This is a genomic window from Paenibacillus campi (assembly GCF_034659835.1).
GTDB classification, from domain to species: domain Bacteria; phylum Bacillota; class Bacilli; order Paenibacillales; family Paenibacillaceae; genus Saccharibacillus; species Saccharibacillus campi.
In genome coordinates this window covers 1,182,130-1,199,803 of the sequence record NZ_JAXSQZ010000001.1, presented here as the reverse complement: position 1 = coordinate 1,199,803, position 17,674 = coordinate 1,182,130, and the positions used below count along the sequence as shown (strand labels likewise).

Below are 17,674 nucleotides of genomic sequence, written 5' to 3'. Positions count from 1 at the left end.
ACTTGCCGGTTGTATAATCTTCGTCTCGATTCATATCGCGCACCGTCAGCGCAAGCCGTTATACAGTCCATCTCCATCCGGCTTGATTAGTTTTACAGTCTTTGCCATATCCAACGCTTCGGATTGTCGCATCGATCTAACGAACTAACAAAATGTTTACTCGTTCAGCGCTTTTTCCAGTGCAGCCAGATTTTCGCGCATGACGGAAATATAATCTTCGCCCGCTTTCACCTGTGCATCGGTCAAACCTTCGAGCGGATTAAGTACCGCTGTTTTGGCGCCTACTTCATTAGCGATCGTTTGCGCAATTTGTGGCGATACGAGCGTTTCGAAAAAGATTGTTTTTACATGATGCTGTTTAGCAAAATCAACGACTTTTGCCATCTGTGCCGCAGTTGGCTCTTGCTCTGGCGACAGACCGGTAATCGGCACCTGAGTTAAGCCATAGTCGCGCGCCATATAAGCAAAAGCAGCGTGCTGGGTAATAAAGTCTTTGCGTTTAGTGTTAGACAGACCCGCTTTGTAATCGGCAGCGAGTTGCTCCAACTGCTTGATATATGCATCGGCGTTTTGTTTATATTGGTCAGCATGAGTCGGGTCCAACTGGATCAATGCGGCTTCGATATTTTTCACTTCAGTTTGTGCCTGTACTGGCGACAACCATACGTGCGGATCGTACGCTCCATGATCATGCCCTTCTTCGCTATGACCTGCTGCTTCTTCACTATCACTATGTTCAGCCGCTTCGCCTTCTTCTTCAATTCCCGGCAAAACTTTTACACCTTTACTTGCTTCCACGAACACAGGGCCATTGCTGCCGATCGAGTCTTTCACTTGATCGATCCAACTTTCCATACCAGCGCCGTTATAGACGATCATATTCGCTTGTGTCATTTTGGCGATATCCTGTGGAGTTGGTTCCCAATCATGCGGCTCTGTACCCGGTGGAATCAGCACTTCAACATCAGCCAAATTACCGGCAACTTTGGATGTAAATTCTTCCATTGGATAAAAACTCGTCATAATGTGCAGCTTTGCCGTACCGGTCGTTTCAGCACCTGATGTGCTTTCCGACGATGGGCTTGCCGCCTGATTGTTGCCGCTATTGCCACAGCCAGCCAGTACAACCCCCAAACTTAGCAGCATTGCAGCAGGCACCATTAACCAATTGCGTTTGTTGTTCATAATGATGTATTCTCCTTCCCACTCCATCAGAATAGTGAGGACAAGCCGCTTGGCGACCTGCCCATGTATTTAATTTTTATGAAGCACCTCAGTTTGTACTTTGCTCTGCTGTGCATTACCGCTTTGCCGCTGCCAGAAACGGCGGCTATCGAGATCAGGCCCTGCCAACTTATCACTGCCCCGGCGCATACGGTTCAGAACACGCTGAATGCCTAATCCAATCAACAGAAATGATAGCAACAACAGAGCAACAGTCGCCCCTGGAGGTGTGTTCACATAATAGGAAGTGGTCAGACCGCCAAACATACCGATCAGACCGATCAACACTGCCATAATTAGCGCTGAAGCAAAACCGCGTGCAAAACGCAGTGCCAGCGCTGCCGGCAATGCCATCAAAGCAGAAACGAGCAGCACGCCGACAATCGGCATCGCTGCGGCTACCGTCATCCCGGTCAATACCGAGAATGTTTGCGATAACCAGCGCACATGTGTGCCACCAATTTGTGCAGTTTCCTCATCAAACGTAATATTGTACAATGGACGCCGCATCACGACCCAGTATCCAATTACAAGCACAAATACAGCGCCAATAATCCATAGCTGCTCCGTACTGACAGCAACGATCGAGCCAAACAGATACGAGCTGAAACTACGTGTCAAACCGGAATCCATACTCATTAGCACGAGCGCCAGCGCCAAACCACCGGTCATAATGACCGCAATCGACACCTCGCCATAACCGCGAAAGTTTTTGCGCATATGCTCAATGATGAGCGCTCCCAGCACCGCCACCATAAATCCGCCTACAGACGGGTTAATGCCAGCAATCGCACCGATCGCCACACCTGCCAACGATACGTGCGATAGCGTATCCGCCATCAGCACTTGTCTGCGCAAAACGAGATACACACCAAGCAATGGAGCGATAACCGCGATCATGCCTCCGGCCCAAAATGCACGCTGCATGAACTCGTAGTCAAACATGCCCATCCTCCACCCTCCTCTCGTTCCAGACGAATTGTGCGATCCAGATAAGGCTCCGCTTCTTCCAGTCCGTGTGTTACCATCACAACGGTTCGTCCGTGCGCCGTCACATGATGACGCATCAATTCATAAAATCCTTTACGACTTTCCAAGTCCATCCCGGTTGTCGGCTCATCCAAAATGAGTACATCCGGCTCCTGCGCGAGTGCGCGCGCAATACATACACGCTGCTTCTGCCCACCGGACAGCTCGCCAATTTTGCGATCGCGCAGTTCCCACATCCCTACCGCTTCAAGTGAACTTTGCACAAGTGCCGCCTGCTTGCTGCCAAAGCGCTTGAACAAGCCAAGCCGCATCGAGCAACCGGAACGCACCAGCTCATACACGGTGCTCGGGAAGCCACTATTAAAAGAGGCAACCTGCTGAGGCACATAACCGATCACCGGTTTGCCTCCATTTTCATTACGATTAATTTGCACATGCCCGCTCCACGGTTTTAAAATACCGAGCAGCAGCTTGAGCGATGTTGTTTTGGCGGCACCGTTCGGCCCGCTTAATGCCATAAATTCATTGCTGTATATGTCCATCGATAACCGATTCACGACCGGTTCACGATCATATCCAAACACGACATCCTGCATGGAAGCCAGTAACACGTAAAGCACTCCTTTCCTGTTGCTGCGTTCTTCTTGTTGTATGTTGGAAAACACCCATTTTGCAGTCCATTCCGGATCATTTTCTTTTCTTCGTAAATATTACGAATATCACCTGACTTACTTTACTCCTGCCCGCTCAGCATTGTCAAGCGTCTATCCAAAATAATTACGATTTAGCCACAAATACCGTCCCTAGCACCAATTGTGACAATATGAATATACAACAGCGCATTGATAGCGACAAAAAAACACTGGACTCGCTTCATCTGATTGTACCCTTAATTTGATAGACACCAGCTGCTTTTTATGGATAATGACAAAAAATTTTTCGCTATTACTGCAATCACGGTTCTGTCCAATCGTTTTCCTTCTATAGAAGAACAATAATGATCATATGAATACATACACACCGCTTGTATGTTACGTCGATCTGCTTGATCACACATTAAGTCTACACAATACAGCCGAAAAAGAGGAACCTCTCAGCGGAGATTCCCCTTTTTCAGCTTAGACGTTGGATATGCGCTCTTTCCACCTGCATAGGCAGCAACAATATCGATATGCAGCCTACTTTCTTTTACAGACTTTTACAGATGATTCACCACATACAGACGGGAAGTTTCTTCCCAAATTTCCCCCTGCTGCAAACTAATAAACCCTTTTTCCTCATCCGGCAAATCCACATTAGGCGCATTCACCAAATTCGTTTGCGGCTCTGGACAGAGGAATGTGCCTGACGATTCACAGTTCCAGATCATCCAGTGCTTGTAGCCAGTACCTGCATCATAAACGAGCTTAATTCCAAGACGTTGATCGGCAAGTTCAGCAATATTGCGCCCATTTTGCGGCACTGCTGTATAGTGATTGTCCATCGCTTCCGTATATGGATTGGCACCGGTCGTTTTCAACTGTTCTTCCCAGTCCGACAATGGCTGAAATTGTCCGGTTGGCAACATCCGCTCACTCATCGCCCGCCGCTGACCAAATGTCGCTTTAAAACTCATATCGTCTGCCGTGCTGTCCGGCGCAAATGGAGCATTAAGCGCCGTATGGAATGCCAACATCATCGGCATCGGATCATTGCCCAAATTTTGCACGCTCACTTGCTGCTGCAAACCACGCTCTGACAATGTGTACACAAGGCGCACCGTAAACGAATGCGGCCAATAGGTATACACAGGATGCGATTCATCAATCGTCACGCTCAGCGCCACACGGCTTTCATTGGTATTGGCTTCATACCCGTCCACATCCCACACAATCGTATGCAAAAATCCGTGTAAATGATTGTTCGTAGCTAGTTCATTGATCGGAAAAGTATACGTCCGTCCGTTCCATGTAAACGTACCGTCTTCATACCGGTTTGGTGGAAACAGCACCGGTATGCCATGCGTACCTGGGCTGGCGCGGAAATCATCCATCTCTCCCTCCTGCGGCTCGCGCAAGAAACGGTAGCCGTTTCCATGATCACGATAAGCGATCAGATTGGCGCCGACGCCAGGCAATACGATAGCTTCAAGCTCTTGATAGCGCAGCCATACCGCTGGCTCACCCTGATAAGATTGTTCAAAAGCACTGGCATGATTAGTCATCACAATTCCCCTTTTCTCCACATCAAATATAGTATAACGAAGCCCTATATGTGTCATACAACGCTCCCAGGCATCACACAATCCGAATTTTCTCACCTTTGCGCGCCGATTCCAAACATGCGGCAATGACACGCGTATTGCGAATAGCATCCTCCGGACTATACGGCAACGGCGTTCCGTCCAGCACAGCAGCGGCAAACGCATCCACCTGCAAAGCAAAATGATTGGCAAGCTCAATATGTTCCTCACGCTTGCCTTCATCCGTATATACCGTCACTTGTGGCTCATCTTCACTATCGTCGCGCCGAAACGCATACGGCAATTTAATGCGTCCTTTAGTGCCGATAATTTCTAGCGCACAGCTCGGATACGCCCACATACCACATTCAAAAGTAGCGGAGCGCCCATCTGAAAATTCCAGTAAACCCGATGCCATCATATCGACATGATCATGCTTAGCGGAAAACATCGCATGCACCGTTACCGCCGTCGGCTCTGCGCCAAAATACATCCGTGCCGCCGATACCGGATACACGCCCAGATCATACAACGAGCCGCCGCCCATCTCACGCCGATAACGCACATTGTCCAAATCATCCGCATTGTTGGACGTAAAACGACCGTGCATACTGCGCAGCCTGCCAATTTCGCCGGAGTGAATAATTTCTCGTACCCGATCATGTTTTGGATGATACCGATACATAAATCCTTCTGCGAACATTACACCTTGCTTGCGGCACATATCGACCATTTCGGCAGCATCTGCCGCTTCAAGTGCTGCTGGCTTTTCACATAACACATGCTTGCCCGCTTGTGCCGACTTGATCGTCCATTGTTTGTGCAGATGATTGGGCAGCGGAATATAAACTGCATCGATATCCGGATCAGCCAGCATTTCCTCATAACTGCCGTAAAAACGAGCAATACCGCAGCGTTTTGCCACCTCGGCAGCCTGCTCCACATTACGACTCGAAATTGCCAATACTTCATTACGCGCCGATTCCTGAATCGACGGAATGATGACGCTTACAGCAATTTCAGCGGTACTAATAATTCCCCATTGCAATTTACGCTCCGTCATGGCGGCACTCTCCCTTCGTCTTCACTATTGAGAGCAGGTCAGTCAGAACTTTTCGCTTGTTAAACCCATTATCCAGCAGCACTTGCGCCTACATACGCTTCGCCTACCTGACGACAAACCACCCGCCGACAAACGTACAGCATACAATAGCTACACCCTAGCGTAAAGCTACTGTACTGCCGTCCGCACAGCCTCGCTTGTACAAATAAATGACACGACCTACCTGTAATTGTCCGTTTCCGCTCGTGTTAGCATGCCGATACAGCGATCCAAATCGGTTTTCACCTGCTTTTTGTATAGCTTCGCCTTGTCGCGCCCATCATCTGTAAAATGATAAATAACAATCTCCTGAAAATCAACTTTCGGATCATTGCCTTTTAACTGTTTCGTGCGATAAAAAATACCATCATGCACCAATTCATGCAATGCACGATAAATCTCACTTTGCGGTGGTGAGTAACCAAAATCTTTAAAACGCTCTTTCATATTTTCGAGCATCTCATAGCCATAACCACGGTGTTCTTCCACCATCGTAATCAAATACAGCTTAATAAACGCTCGCTGTGCGATCATAAATGCCATCCTGCTCACTCCTTTTTGCATTGTGGCAAATGAAACCCTTCTCTATTATATGAAATTTTCACCGTTTTTAACAACAAAAAAAGCCCTAGCGGGCTTTTCGCTCCGGAATACCGGTTAACCAGACGCCAAACCGTAACTTGGACAGCATATACGTCAGCGCAATCGACAGCGCCAGCGCAATGAGCCAAACGATCACCGTACGTAGCGTCATATTCCAGCCGCCCAACAACCGGTCGTCCAGCATATACGTCAGCCGCAGCATATACGCATGCGCCAAATAACCGCCATACGAATAACGACTAATCGTTAACCAAAACCGTTTAGTGCGATCCGTTGCCGTACGATCGATACTGAGCGCAAGCTGGTACATCAGCAGCACAAGTGCCACCAGAAACAATGCCATCCACGGCTGCAACAACACTACAGTCATAAATCGACGTCCAAAACCTGTCTCCGCTGGAAACCCGCCTAGCACCAACCCGCTATAATACACGGCAAAAACCCCGCATACAAGCAACACCAGCCATTTGATCCGCTGCAACACATCCAGGAAAAACTTAATATGTAAGCCCGCCAATGCGCCAAGCACAAAATAATACAAATAATAGACGATATTGCGATCCGCATACGTCGTAAAATACGGCGTCAGCACTGGAATATGCCATGCAGCGAACGCACCCATCAGCGACGGAAGCAGCAGCAACAATACTTCATACACCGCCGTCAACGCGATGATCAGCCATAACGCCCGGCGTCCGCTTCCCTGGATCATTGCCGACAATTTGCGCACAAACTGGCGCAGCCACGGAAACAGCAAATACATCGGAATAATCATCACGATATACCATAGATGATAGCTGGACTTGCCGGTAAATACGTAACGCAGCAACGTCGGTATCCATTCCTGTATCGGTTTCAGCGCAAATGTGCCCGCCAGTACGGTATAAAACAGCGTCCATAGCAAATAGGGCACTACGATATCGTTAAACCGTTTGCGGACAAACGAGCCGTACGCTAGCTCACCGTCATAATTATAAAAAAGCACCAGCCCCGTAATGAAAATAAAGGCCGGTACCGCAAATTTGGCCGCTATTAGCAAAAGTGTAAGCCTTGCTCCATCGCCCATCGCCAGTTGCGGGGCAACAGAATAATGAGCGATCGAATGCTGTAGCACAACGGCGGCAAAGGCCATGCCACGCAAAATTTCGATCTCGCCAAGTCTTTGTTTTAAACTCATCTTTCTGTTCTGTCATCCTTCCGTTTGCAATCGCAATGCTGCTGTGCTCCGGCATTATTTACTAATAAGTGCGCTCTGATTGCTCCATTCCGGCTCAGAAGCCGATTGTGGAATAGGCATTTTGGGAGCGGGAATCGAACCTGGTGTTTGTGGTGCAGCACCTGGCATACGCAGCTCATTACGCAGCTTTTTCATCCATTTGCGGCGCGATTTCTTTTTTTCTTTGAGCGAGCCTGACGTTTGACCAGGTTGCTGATAATTGTCCATCATGCCAGTTGACATCATCGTTTGCATCAGAATTACCTCCCATTTATAGTTTGAAAGATACTCAGCCTTTCACTGTCAGTATAACGTCAATTCTATAAAACGGATAGAGCATTTATGACCGAATCGCTAATTATTCGGCTAAATCGAAGTCGAATTTTGTTTAATAATGACGAAAAACCCATTCTCGGAAATAATTCGACCGAGAATGGGTCTGCAAATGCCACACATAAGGACTATTATCAAATTGCCCAAGTATGGCGGGATATCATGCATCTTGATGTCACCAATAAGAGTACGCTCATCCATATATGATTGTATATAATCGTAGCTGGAAGGAAGGCTTATACACCGTACCCACCATTCGAATAAGAAGTGATTTTATTGTCGGAGCCTTGACTGTCCTCATTGGTGTCCTTTGGCTTGACATCTTTGCGTGTTTCCGAATGTTTCGGATCATCCTCGGTTCGATGATTATGCGGCTGATTGTCTTTGTTTACGTGTTGTTCGTCTTTATCCGTCATGTTGATCGCCTCCTGTCGCATTTTCACTCATCTGTCTGCCGTGATTATCCGGCTTCTTCTATATTACCCGTATCCGCACATCGTTAAACGATCAACAAAACTTGAGCGGACAGATCAACGATCGTTATCATTTGGCTGACCATTATAGATAGCATAAAGTTAACGTACCGGCTTACGATCCCACACCAAATCTTTTTTTGATACTATCACACTCCTAATGGCAAGCCCGCCAATTAACCAAGATTAATTTTGATTTTGAAACTGGCTCAAGCTTTTATTTATCAGGATGTAAGTACACAAATAAAATTTAAATTTAACTTGGTCTGCTTACGAGCAATCGATTCAGCTCAATTGGCAATCTGTCCGTCAGTTCTGCCGTGGTTTGGCACGATTCGTCGCTTGCGCTTGCAGCGGATTATCCGGCCAATGATGTTTAGGATAACGTCCTTTCAGGTCTTTTTTAACTTCAAAATAAGTATGTGCCCAAAAGCTTGCCAAATCGCGGGTCACCTGTACCGGACGGCTTGCCGGCGACAACAATTGAATAGTTAGCGGCATCCTTCCGCCAAGCAATGGTGTGGACGTACAACCAAACATCTCCTGCAATCGTACCGCGATAAATGGCTGCTCCGGATCGCTGTAATTAATCGGAATCCGCGAGCCGCTTGGTACCGTTATGTGCGTAGGCGCTGTTTGCTCCATCTCCTGCCGTTGCTGCCAATCGAGCATACCAAGCAGCAACTCGGATACCGCCAGCCGCCGCAATTCTGACAGGCGGCGAATATCGCCCATATATGGCAGTAACCACTCATTTGCTTGCGCTAGCAATGCCGCATCATCCATCGCCGGATAGCGCTCTGGCTGTAGCTTATGCATAAGTGCCATTCGTTCACGTAGCTGCACAGCAGATTTGCTCCAGTTCAGCCAGTCGAGTCCACGCGCGTGATGTTGCAATGCATGAATCAATGCGCTCCGAATCGCTGTGGCAGGCGGTGCAGCATCATTGACCGCCTGCAAGATGATCGCCCCAAGTCGCTGCACCTGTTGCGCACGAATCGCTTCGCGTTCCTCATCATACGTCACTTCGGTGCCGTCCGATAGTTGCGCCGCATGCAGCTGCTTTAGTACATCTTCCGCGAGCGCTGCCGCCAGCAAAATACGGCTATCGCTGCCGCTATCATCCAGCTCTGCCGCAACGATATACGGTGCGGTCGCAAGTAGATGCCCATCGCTACTAGTGGCAGGTAATAACGCGCCACGACCAGTCCGGAGCAGAAAGCGACCATCCCCTCGATTTTGCGCGATCCGATCGGGATAAGCGAGCGATAGCAAAGCGCCAAGCGAGCGCTCTGCCGAATGCCAATCTGCCTTCACAGACGATGCTGCCATCGATGGCGCCTGCTGCTGAACCGCAACTTGAGTCATTCGCGTAGCATCTTCCGTTCGCTCCAACTCGCTTAACTGACGTGCAAACCGGTTCGTCCACTGCCTAATCCGCTCTACTGCTGCCAAATCGGCGTGGTGTTTGCTCTGACCGTGCAGCGCACGTACCCGTTCCAACAACTCAATTCCGGCAGTAGGCGGCAAAATATCCCGCTCCTGTAATAACGCAGCCAGCTCGCATGCTACCGTATGTAACCCGAGCGCTGCCGCTTTAATCATCATATGGGCAAGGCGCGGATGTGCACCGAGTGTGCTCATCCGCCGTCCATGTGCCGTAATGCGCTGCTGCTCATCCAATGCTTCAAGCTGTTGCAGCAAACGTTGACCGCTACTGTAAGCTGCTTCAGGCGGCGGCGTAAGCCATGCCATATGATGCACATTACTGCCCCAGGCGGCGACCTCCAATACAAGCGGCGCCAGATCGGTTTGTAGCATCTCCGGCTTGCGCTCGCTTGGCAACATACGATGCTCCTCCGCACTCCACAGTCGATAACAGACGCCAGCACGCTGCCTGCCCGCACGTCCGCGCCGCTGATCTGCCGCATCAACACTCACCTGCCGCGTCTCCATCCGCTCCATCCCGGTTCCAGGCGCAAACACACGCGTACGCATGAGCCCGCTATCGACCACAATCGATACACCGTCAATCGTCACACTAGACTCTGCCAGTGAAGTGGATAGAATGACCCGGCGCGTCCCATCTGTACGCGGTCGCACTGCCGCATCTTGCTGCTCCGCTTTTAAACCGCCGTGCAATATAACGACATCCGTGCCGCTCGGCAGCTGCTGACTACCATTTATTAGCTCTTGCTCTAGACGCCGAATTTCACGCATTCCCGGCAAAAATACGAGCATCTCCCCATCATGCTCCCGCAATGCTCTATGAATGACATTGACTAGCTTTGGCTCCATCCGCGCTCCTCGTTTGCGATATAGCGTAAATGCCGATTCACCGCGCTCATAATACGTTTCTACCGGATAGCTCCGCCCCCCGCTACGTAGCACAGGTGCCTCGCCAAGCAAATGCGCCACCGGTTCCGGCTTCATCGTTGCCGACATGACCAACAAACGCAAATCAGCACGCAAAAGAGACCTGCTATCCAATGCGCAAGCAAGCCCCAGATCAGCATGCAAATTACGCTCATGAAATTCATCAAAAATAACTAGTCCCACTTGTTCCAACGATGGATCATGCTGCAACATACGCGTCAATATGCCTTCGGTGACCACTTCAATTCGTGTCGCTGCACTCACCCGTGTATCAAGTGCAACCCGATAGCCGACCGTCTGCCCAACCCGCTCACCGAGCGTTGCTGCCATATACCGTGCTGCCGACATCGCCGCCAAGCGGCGCGGTTCCAGCATAATGATACGCCGTCCAGCCAGCCACGGCTGCTCCAGCAAAGCGAGCGGAATACGCGTCGTTTTACCGGCTCCAGGTTCAGCGATCAGCACTGCCACCCCTTGTTGCTGCAAATGCTGCTTTAACGCCGGAATCAATTCATCCACAGGCAGTGGCAGCGAGGACAGCGCCTGTGTGATATCGCCTTGTTTAGCTTTACATTGTTCGACTTGATGTTGTTTAGCTTGATGTTGTTCAGCTTTATGCTGTTTAACTTGATATTGCTCGGTTTTATGCTGCTTAGCTTGATTTTGCTCGGCTTCAGCATCATCCATAAACTCTTGTTTATAATCAGTCAAAAAAAAGTTCCTTTCTCGTTAAATTGAAAGCGTGCCAGCGCCGTTTTACAAGCCAGTAAGCCGCTGCCGAATTTTACTTTCGTATCGACTGTAAGCGGCATTGTTGCTCCAATCCGCTTGCGCAGTCAGCATATGGAGGCGCAGCGTTTTTGCATCCAGTTGTTTGCGCAAACGAAGCCGCTCATCATCATGCTGACAAACAGCAATAAGATCGCTAAGTGTGAGCATTTCCTGCCTGAGCGCCAACTCCTCCGGTATAATATTAGCATTTTTCATTATTTTATAAGCAGCACGCAGTTCCTCCGGTACATGGGACAAGTCTTCCAAATCGAGCGGCTTCCCTTTGCCCGGCAAATTATCAAATTCACCGCGTTTCATCGCTTCTTCAATCATCTGATCAGCAAGCCATGACAGCATCCGCATTCACCTCTTTAGCATGTTACTATTTCACGTCTTCAAGTTAGCAATAATTCCAGTATGATTCCTTTTAATATACCATAAAATAACCGCCTGTCCTGATGATCAATTGTACCGATCATCAGACAGGCGGCTAGTAGCGTCTTGTATAATTTGTAAGCGTATTCAAATTTATCCTGAACAATACATGACTTAAGCGCTCTCGTCTAGCTGCAACTTTCTCAAGCACTTATGGGTCGCATGAAAGCTATACGACCCTGGTGATACATTGGTTGGCTGTATTACACATACAACTATACTCAAACATACAACTGTACATCAAACGTATACGAATTCGGGACATACAAACGTTGCGCTTAATATGTGTAACAAAATCAACTGCATCTGCCCTCTAGCAAATTGTCTCACTTAAAACTCACGTTGGAACCTATTTGACCGTATTGATGATGAAGCGATCATAAAATAGGCACACCATGAATTTAATGGACACAATGTACTCGTGATACGTACATTTAGCGAGCTATTACTGCTGCGCTTGATGCAGCTTTTACATAAGTATGAACAATAATCAGCTTCGCGCCCACATCTCCCTACATCATGCCGTTCACCGCTATCCTTAAACAATCGCTTAACAGAGCAGCGATTCCGCACCATCAATTACGATCTGCGCACCGGTAATATGAGATGCTTCACTAGAAGATAAAAATGTCACCAGATTAGCGACATTTTCTACAGTGCCAGACTGACCTGCCAGTGGATGTCTACCGAGCGGAAATTCCACCGGAATCGCAATTTTTTCTACCGATTCATTGCGTTCTGTACTTTGATCGATATTGGTTGAAATTGCGCCCGGACAAATGACATTAACGCGTATTTGCGAGCGCGCCAGCTCGAGCGCCGCCATTTTCGCAAAAGCGACTTGACCTGCTTTGGAAGTGCTATAAGCGGACATGCCAAAGCTGGCAAATGTCGTATTGCCGTTAATTGAGCTCGTAATGACGATGCTGCCACCATTTTGTTTCAAAAACGGCAATGCATATTTAACCGTCAAAAAGGTACCGCCTAAATTCGTATTGATCGTGCGCTGCCAATCTTCGTAACTGATCTCATCGATCGGCGCTACCGCTCCGTTAATACCGGCATTCGCAAAGACGATATGCAAACCGCCAAAATGGGCTGCTCCTTGCTGTACCGCCTGCTTTACCTGTTCTTCATCCGTAATATTCGTCACAAATGCTTTGGCAGCCTCCGGATATTGTTCGTTAATTTCAGCTTCCGTCTCGTGAACGCGTTCAGGAGACAGATCACAAATAATGACGCGCGCCCCCTGCTCGGCAAATTTAAGTGCTGTAGCACGACCGATGCCTGAACCGGCTCCGGTGACGAGAGCAACCTGACCGTCAAAACGCTCTGCCTGTGTGGTCGATTCCATCTTCATTCACTCCTTTAGAATAATTAGTGTAGCCCAAACAGCTGGTAGCTTGCTACAGGAATTACCCAAATGCTCCTGTTATGAAATCATATTAATGTATATTACGCTCTATTGAAACGCCTGCTGTTGGACGAAAAAAGCCGGACTGCATATAGCAATCTGGCTCCAATGATAACCTATTCACTTTGAGTGCGCGTTAGCCGCAATAAACAACTCACGTTGCGACATTTGATTGTTCAATCCAGTCCAGCAAAATAGTATGAAAATGGTCTTTATCTAGCGGCACCGCCACAACCCAATCCGCTTCCTGATGACTCATCTGCCGCACAATCCAGTTTGTTGTGCGATCCGCAAGCAATACAGCACCTTGCCGTTGCCAGCCAGAAGGCTCCAAATGCGAAAATTGCAGCTCCGCATACAGCCGGTTATCTGCAATTACTCCAGCAAACAGATGCGCCCCTTCTTCATCTCCAGTCATCGCAAAAAGCTCGTGCGCCAGTTGTGGCAAATAAAACATATCCCGCAAATGCACATGTTCATCAAACCATTGTCGTGGGAACGTTAATGCTGGCATATCTGCCGCCCCATAACTATTCAAATGAAGCTGCCTTAGCACATGATCACAAGACTGCTGCAATGTGCCAAGCCGAGTCAGTTCATATTTGGTTGACATGTCGTCTGCGAGACGAATTTCAAAAATTCCATCATCATTCAAATAATAATGCACATTGACAGCAAGCGCGCCTGTTTCTGGAATATGACTATACCGTAGGCAACAACCTCGTTTATAAGCTACATTCACGTCAGGGCTTTCTTGTCCAAACGGCGGATGCGCAAGCAGTTGTTCCAGTGCGTCCCCACTAATAAAGCCTTTTTGTAGTAACGATACGCCAACTTGCTTCCAACCATGAATCCATTCTTCCATACGATCATTCGGAAAAGGATCGCGGATGCCTGCTACCCGATTAAAGCCCATCATACCAGCCAGAAAAAAAAGCTCTTTTTCATTCAAAGTCAGCTTTTTACTGTTAAAAGCGTTTGGAGCAAACATATCGCGGGTCTTCTCCCTTCAATATTGACATGTGAGCTTTTATATCTATATAAAAGGGTATTCATGTTCATTTTTAATACCTATATGGTTCTTATTTCCTATTTAAATGTAGCACCATAGCCTTAAATTTGTCAATTATTTTCAAATATTTCTGTAGTGAAATGTTAACGCAGCAGTGCAATAAACAACTTTTTACTCATTGCGTTTAAACTTATCTACTTATTACCCTTAATTTGAAGTTATAAAGCCTACCATCAGTTTAAATATTTGCTGCCTCGATGTTATGAATTGTCTGAGGTTTTAGGTGAATATCAGGTTCTTTTAAGTTTTTTTTAAGGAAAGGTGATTACAATAAAGTCAAGTTAGCGGAGCGGAACGACTTACTGCACACTACTTACAAGCTTTCAACCGCTAAACTTCTAACTTTAAATAATCAATTATAATCAATGAGGTGATTAATAGTGAAGACCACAATTCTGTTAGAGGACAAAATGGTTCCTGTTTACTTTAACGCCGACAATACACAGCCTGTATCCAAGTTGCTAAGATTACTGCGCAGAACCCTTGAGAATAAAATAACACATGGCAAAAAAATGATCAAAAACTGCTTGGACACGGTTATTAGTATTGAAGTGATCGGCTCTGAAGCTATTTTGCATACGTATCGTGAGAGTGACACGCTTGCACTTTCGCTCTATTGAGCTACCACAGAGAGAATATACAGCAAAATATATGGTTGCATAGACGGGCCTGGAACACGGAATTGGATTCCGTACGGCCCTTTCTGTTTTTGAACTTCGCTATTGCTGACACTAGCCAATTACAGGAGCAAACATTACATAGTATCATACCGCCGAACGTCTGCAATTTTTTAATTATTGCAGGAGTTCGGTATTTTTATGTCAAATTATTAAAGTGGACGTAAACTCGATGTTAAATCAGTTCAACAAAACGAATTGAACGCAATTTTACTTTAAGTAATCGGATAGCTTTTTAAAAGAAATATATATAAAGTTATCTCGTATCTAAAAGGTTAGTCTGTATCAAATGTATATTGTGTGTTATAATAGACCTACAAAAGAGGTGATATAGATGGATACTTCAATGCTTTGTCCCCGATTTGAAAAAGGGATGCAAATTTTAAGCAAACGCTGGAACGGTCTGATCATTTATCAATTGCTTAATGGTCCGCAACGCTTTTGCTCTATTCAGTCCTCGTTGCCTGTAAGCGGTCGCTTGCTGTCAGAGCGTCTTAAAGACCTTGAACATGAAGGCATGGTTGTTCGTCATGTTTACCCGGAAACTCCCGTGCGTATTGAATATGAATTGACTTCAAAAGGTCTTGCGCTTGAAAGTGTCATCCGTGGCATTCAGGATTGGTCTCAGGATTGGGTAGAACCTGCTTCTACTTGCAAAGATGAGGCATATAGCGAGCTTGCCAAGTGATGAACTATTATACGTCCAAGTACAATAAATAACCGGTTTCCATGAGGAAGCCGGTTATTTATTATGACTGGACTGTTTATACAATCATTGTATGAACTGTATGCGTTCAAGCTGCTGATGACATCGTACAAAGCGAGACGGCAGCAATTCCGATATTCGATGGAAACATCATCTAGTAGTACGTTTATAAAAAGGGCGATTATTGGCTTACGGGTTGTCGCGATCTGCCAGCTTCCAGCTTTTCCGCTCTGCGAATCCGAATAATAAACAAACGCAGTAAATTGGTGCGGGTATGCTTGTCAGCATGTTGACTTAATTTTTCCAAAATAAAACGATCTATGGACATGCCCGTTCACTCCTTTGTCTTTCGCCAAACGCTTGATTCCGGTAGCATAGACAGTTATTAAACTGTGTACTTTCCGGTATTCATTAATAACCTTTTTAACAATTGATTAAACCATTTTTTGGATATTCCAGCCGGATAGTTCAGTCCTGTTTTTGCCGCGATGATGGCTGACTTCAGACCTAATTTATGCTTGTACAAGAGGGCAATTACGCAAATCAAATCGATGATACAGGTGATATAGATAACATAAATGAAATGTTAGAAAAATTCACGATACGGTTGCTGGATGCTAATCCAGCGAGTCCGCGTAAATTTGTCGATTGCCCACTCGCCACCAAATCTGCCGACGCCGGACGCCTTTTCGCCGCCAAACATCACATGTGCTTCATCATTGACCGACTGATCGTTCACATGAATCATTCCTGTTTCCATCTGCTGTGCCACACGATAACCGCGTTCCAGATTCGTAGTGAACACTGAACCGCTTAGCCCGTAACAACTGCTGTTCATAATGCGTAATGCATCTTGTTCATTTTGCGCTCGGATTAACAATGCGACTGGGCCGAATAACTCATTTTGTGCCGCAGCATTGTCTGGCTTCACTTCGCTTAGTACGGTCGGTTGCAGCACCGTACCTTCCGCTTTGCCGCCATATTCCAGCTTTGCGCCAGCTTCTTGTGCTTGTTTGATCACATCCAGCAGACGCTCCACTTCTTTGGCGTGAATAAGTGGGCCGACGAATGTTTCTTGACGGGACGGATCACCATAAGGCAGCTTTTGCACGCGGGCTACAAATTTTGCGGTAAATTCATCATAGATAGATTGATCGATAATGATGCGATTAAGCGCCATACAAATTTGTCCTTGATGGAAAAACTTGCCGAATACCGCCGCCTCTACCGCACGATCGAGATCGGCATCGTCCAGCACGATCAGCGCATTGTCTCCGCCCAGCTCTAGCGCCACATCTTTCAAATGTTCGCCTGCCAGCTTGCCGATACCGCGTCCGACTTCGGTAGACCCGGTAAATGAAACAAGTTTTGGGATCGGATGTTTGACAAACGCATCGCCAATCTCGCTGCCACTGCCGCTCACGACGCTAAGTACCCCTTTCGGCAGACCTGCCTTTTCAAACAGATCAGCGATTAGCAAACCAGCGGTAATCGGCGTATCAGAAGCAGGCTTGATGACGACCCCGTTACCGAGTGCAAGCGCTGGCGCTACCGAACGTAAACAAAGATGTAGTGGAAAATTCCACGGGCCGATCATGCCGATTACACCTTTGGGCTCACGTACGACGCGATTTTCTTTACCAGGAATATCGGAGCCGATCAGCTCGCCTTTCATTCGATACGGAAATGAGGCGGATTCTTCAACGACACGCCGTGCCGCCGCCCATTCACGTTCAGCTTTAATACGGGTGCTACCGGATTCGGCGATGAGCAACTCAACGATTTCTGCTTTGCGTTCATCCAGCCCGGCGACTGCTTTGTACATCACTTGCGCGCGCGTAGCGAGCGGTGTTTTCGCCCACTCTTTGCCTGCCTTTTCGGCGCTACGATAAGCACGGTCGAGATCGTCTTCACTGGAAGCTTTCATCTCAACGAGCAATTCGCCGTTGTAAGGATTTATGTTTTTCACCGTTTTGTCGGAAGTACCTTCGATCCATTCGCCTGCAATATATTGTTTGCTCCACTTGGCAAATTTCGATTGTACGAGTGTCATATCGTATT

17 protein-coding genes are annotated in these 17,674 nt (G+C 47.4%); 2 read left to right on the top strand and 15 right to left on the bottom strand.

Annotated features, from left to right (window positions below):
- Positions 1-156: 156 nt before the first annotated feature.
- The 13 genes from U1I11_RS04805 to U1I11_RS04745 form a co-directional block, all read right to left on the bottom strand.
- A complete protein-coding gene (locus U1I11_RS04805) occupies positions 157-1,185 on the bottom strand; it encodes a metal ABC transporter substrate-binding protein (RefSeq protein WP_322904252.1) in 1,029 nt (342 codons plus the stop codon).
- 69 nt (positions 1,186-1,254) lie between these two features.
- Positions 1,255-2,175 (bottom strand): metal ABC transporter permease, encoded by a 921-nt coding sequence (locus U1I11_RS04800; RefSeq protein WP_322904250.1) that lies wholly within the window; start codon positions 2,173-2,175, stop codon positions 1,255-1,257.
- On the bottom strand, positions 2,121-2,825 hold the full coding sequence (locus U1I11_RS04795; RefSeq protein WP_322904248.1) for a metal ABC transporter ATP-binding protein: 705 nt from the start codon (positions 2,823-2,825) through the stop codon (positions 2,121-2,123). Before U1I11_RS04795 ends, U1I11_RS04800 begins: the two co-directional genes overlap by 55 nt.
- Before the next feature lie 587 nt (positions 2,826-3,412).
- Positions 3,413-4,417, bottom strand: a complete 1,005-nt coding sequence (locus tag U1I11_RS04790) for an aldose 1-epimerase (RefSeq protein ID WP_322904247.1) — start codon at positions 4,415-4,417, stop codon at positions 3,413-3,415.
- A gap of 73 nt (positions 4,418-4,490) precedes the next feature.
- A complete protein-coding gene (locus U1I11_RS04785; RefSeq protein WP_322904246.1) occupies positions 4,491-5,498 on the bottom strand; it encodes a Gfo/Idh/MocA family protein in 1,008 nt (335 codons plus the stop codon).
- A gap of 219 nt (positions 5,499-5,717) precedes the next feature.
- A complete protein-coding gene (locus U1I11_RS04780) occupies positions 5,718-6,080 on the bottom strand; it encodes a replication termination protein (protein WP_322904245.1) in 363 nt (120 codons plus the stop codon).
- 85 nt (positions 6,081-6,165) lie between these two features.
- Positions 6,166-7,317 (bottom strand): acyltransferase, encoded by a 1,152-nt coding sequence (locus U1I11_RS04775; protein ID WP_322904244.1) that lies wholly within the window; start codon positions 7,315-7,317, stop codon positions 6,166-6,168.
- 54 nt (positions 7,318-7,371) lie between these two features.
- On the bottom strand, positions 7,372-7,611 hold the full coding sequence (locus tag U1I11_RS04770) for a hypothetical protein (RefSeq protein WP_322904243.1): 240 nt from the start codon (positions 7,609-7,611) through the stop codon (positions 7,372-7,374).
- A 314-nt stretch (positions 7,612-7,925) separates the two neighbouring features.
- Positions 7,926-8,105 carry a hypothetical protein gene (locus tag U1I11_RS04765; RefSeq protein WP_322904238.1) on the bottom strand — a complete coding sequence of 60 codons (180 nt, stop codon included), beginning with the start codon at positions 8,103-8,105 and terminating at the stop codon, positions 7,926-7,928.
- Positions 8,106-8,471: 366 nt separating this feature from the next.
- Positions 8,472-11,078, bottom strand: a complete 2,607-nt coding sequence (gene hrpB / locus U1I11_RS04760; RefSeq protein ID WP_322904521.1) for an ATP-dependent helicase HrpB — start codon at positions 11,076-11,078, stop codon at positions 8,472-8,474.
- Between the two features lie 216 nt (positions 11,079-11,294).
- Positions 11,295-11,672 (bottom strand): DnaJ family domain-containing protein, encoded by a 378-nt coding sequence (locus U1I11_RS04755; RefSeq protein ID WP_322904236.1) that lies wholly within the window; start codon positions 11,670-11,672, stop codon positions 11,295-11,297.
- Between the two features lie 622 nt (positions 11,673-12,294).
- Positions 12,295-13,098 carry an SDR family oxidoreductase gene (locus U1I11_RS04750; protein WP_322904235.1) on the bottom strand — a complete coding sequence of 268 codons (804 nt, stop codon included), beginning with the start codon at positions 13,096-13,098 and terminating at the stop codon, positions 12,295-12,297.
- 214 nt (positions 13,099-13,312) lie between these two features.
- Positions 13,313-14,149: a hypothetical protein gene (locus U1I11_RS04745; protein ID WP_322904232.1), complete on the bottom strand. Its 837-nt coding sequence runs from the start codon at positions 14,147-14,149 to the stop codon at positions 13,313-13,315.
- A 461-nt stretch (positions 14,150-14,610) separates the two neighbouring features.
- Here U1I11_RS04745 and U1I11_RS04740 point away from each other — a divergent pair, with 461 nt between their 5' ends.
- Both U1I11_RS04740 and U1I11_RS04735 read left to right on the top strand, forming a co-directional pair.
- A complete protein-coding gene (locus U1I11_RS04740) occupies positions 14,611-14,850 on the top strand; it encodes a hypothetical protein (RefSeq protein WP_322904230.1) in 240 nt (79 codons plus the stop codon).
- A 391-nt stretch (positions 14,851-15,241) separates the two neighbouring features.
- Positions 15,242-15,595 carry a winged helix-turn-helix transcriptional regulator gene (locus U1I11_RS04735; protein ID WP_322904228.1) on the top strand — a complete coding sequence of 118 codons (354 nt, stop codon included), beginning with the start codon at positions 15,242-15,244 and terminating at the stop codon, positions 15,593-15,595.
- A 199-nt stretch (positions 15,596-15,794) separates the two neighbouring features.
- Here the strand turns inward: U1I11_RS04735 and U1I11_RS04730 are convergent, their stop codons facing one another.
- Both U1I11_RS04730 and U1I11_RS04725 read right to left on the bottom strand, forming a co-directional pair.
- Positions 15,795-15,941 (bottom strand): hypothetical protein, encoded by a 147-nt coding sequence (locus tag U1I11_RS04730; protein WP_322904226.1) that lies wholly within the window; start codon positions 15,939-15,941, stop codon positions 15,795-15,797.
- Positions 15,942-16,199: 258 nt separating this feature from the next.
- Entirely contained in the window at positions 16,200-17,666 is a 1,467-nt protein-coding gene (locus U1I11_RS04725; protein ID WP_322904224.1) for an aldehyde dehydrogenase family protein, read from the bottom strand.
- Positions 17,667-17,674: the final 8 nt, after the last annotated feature.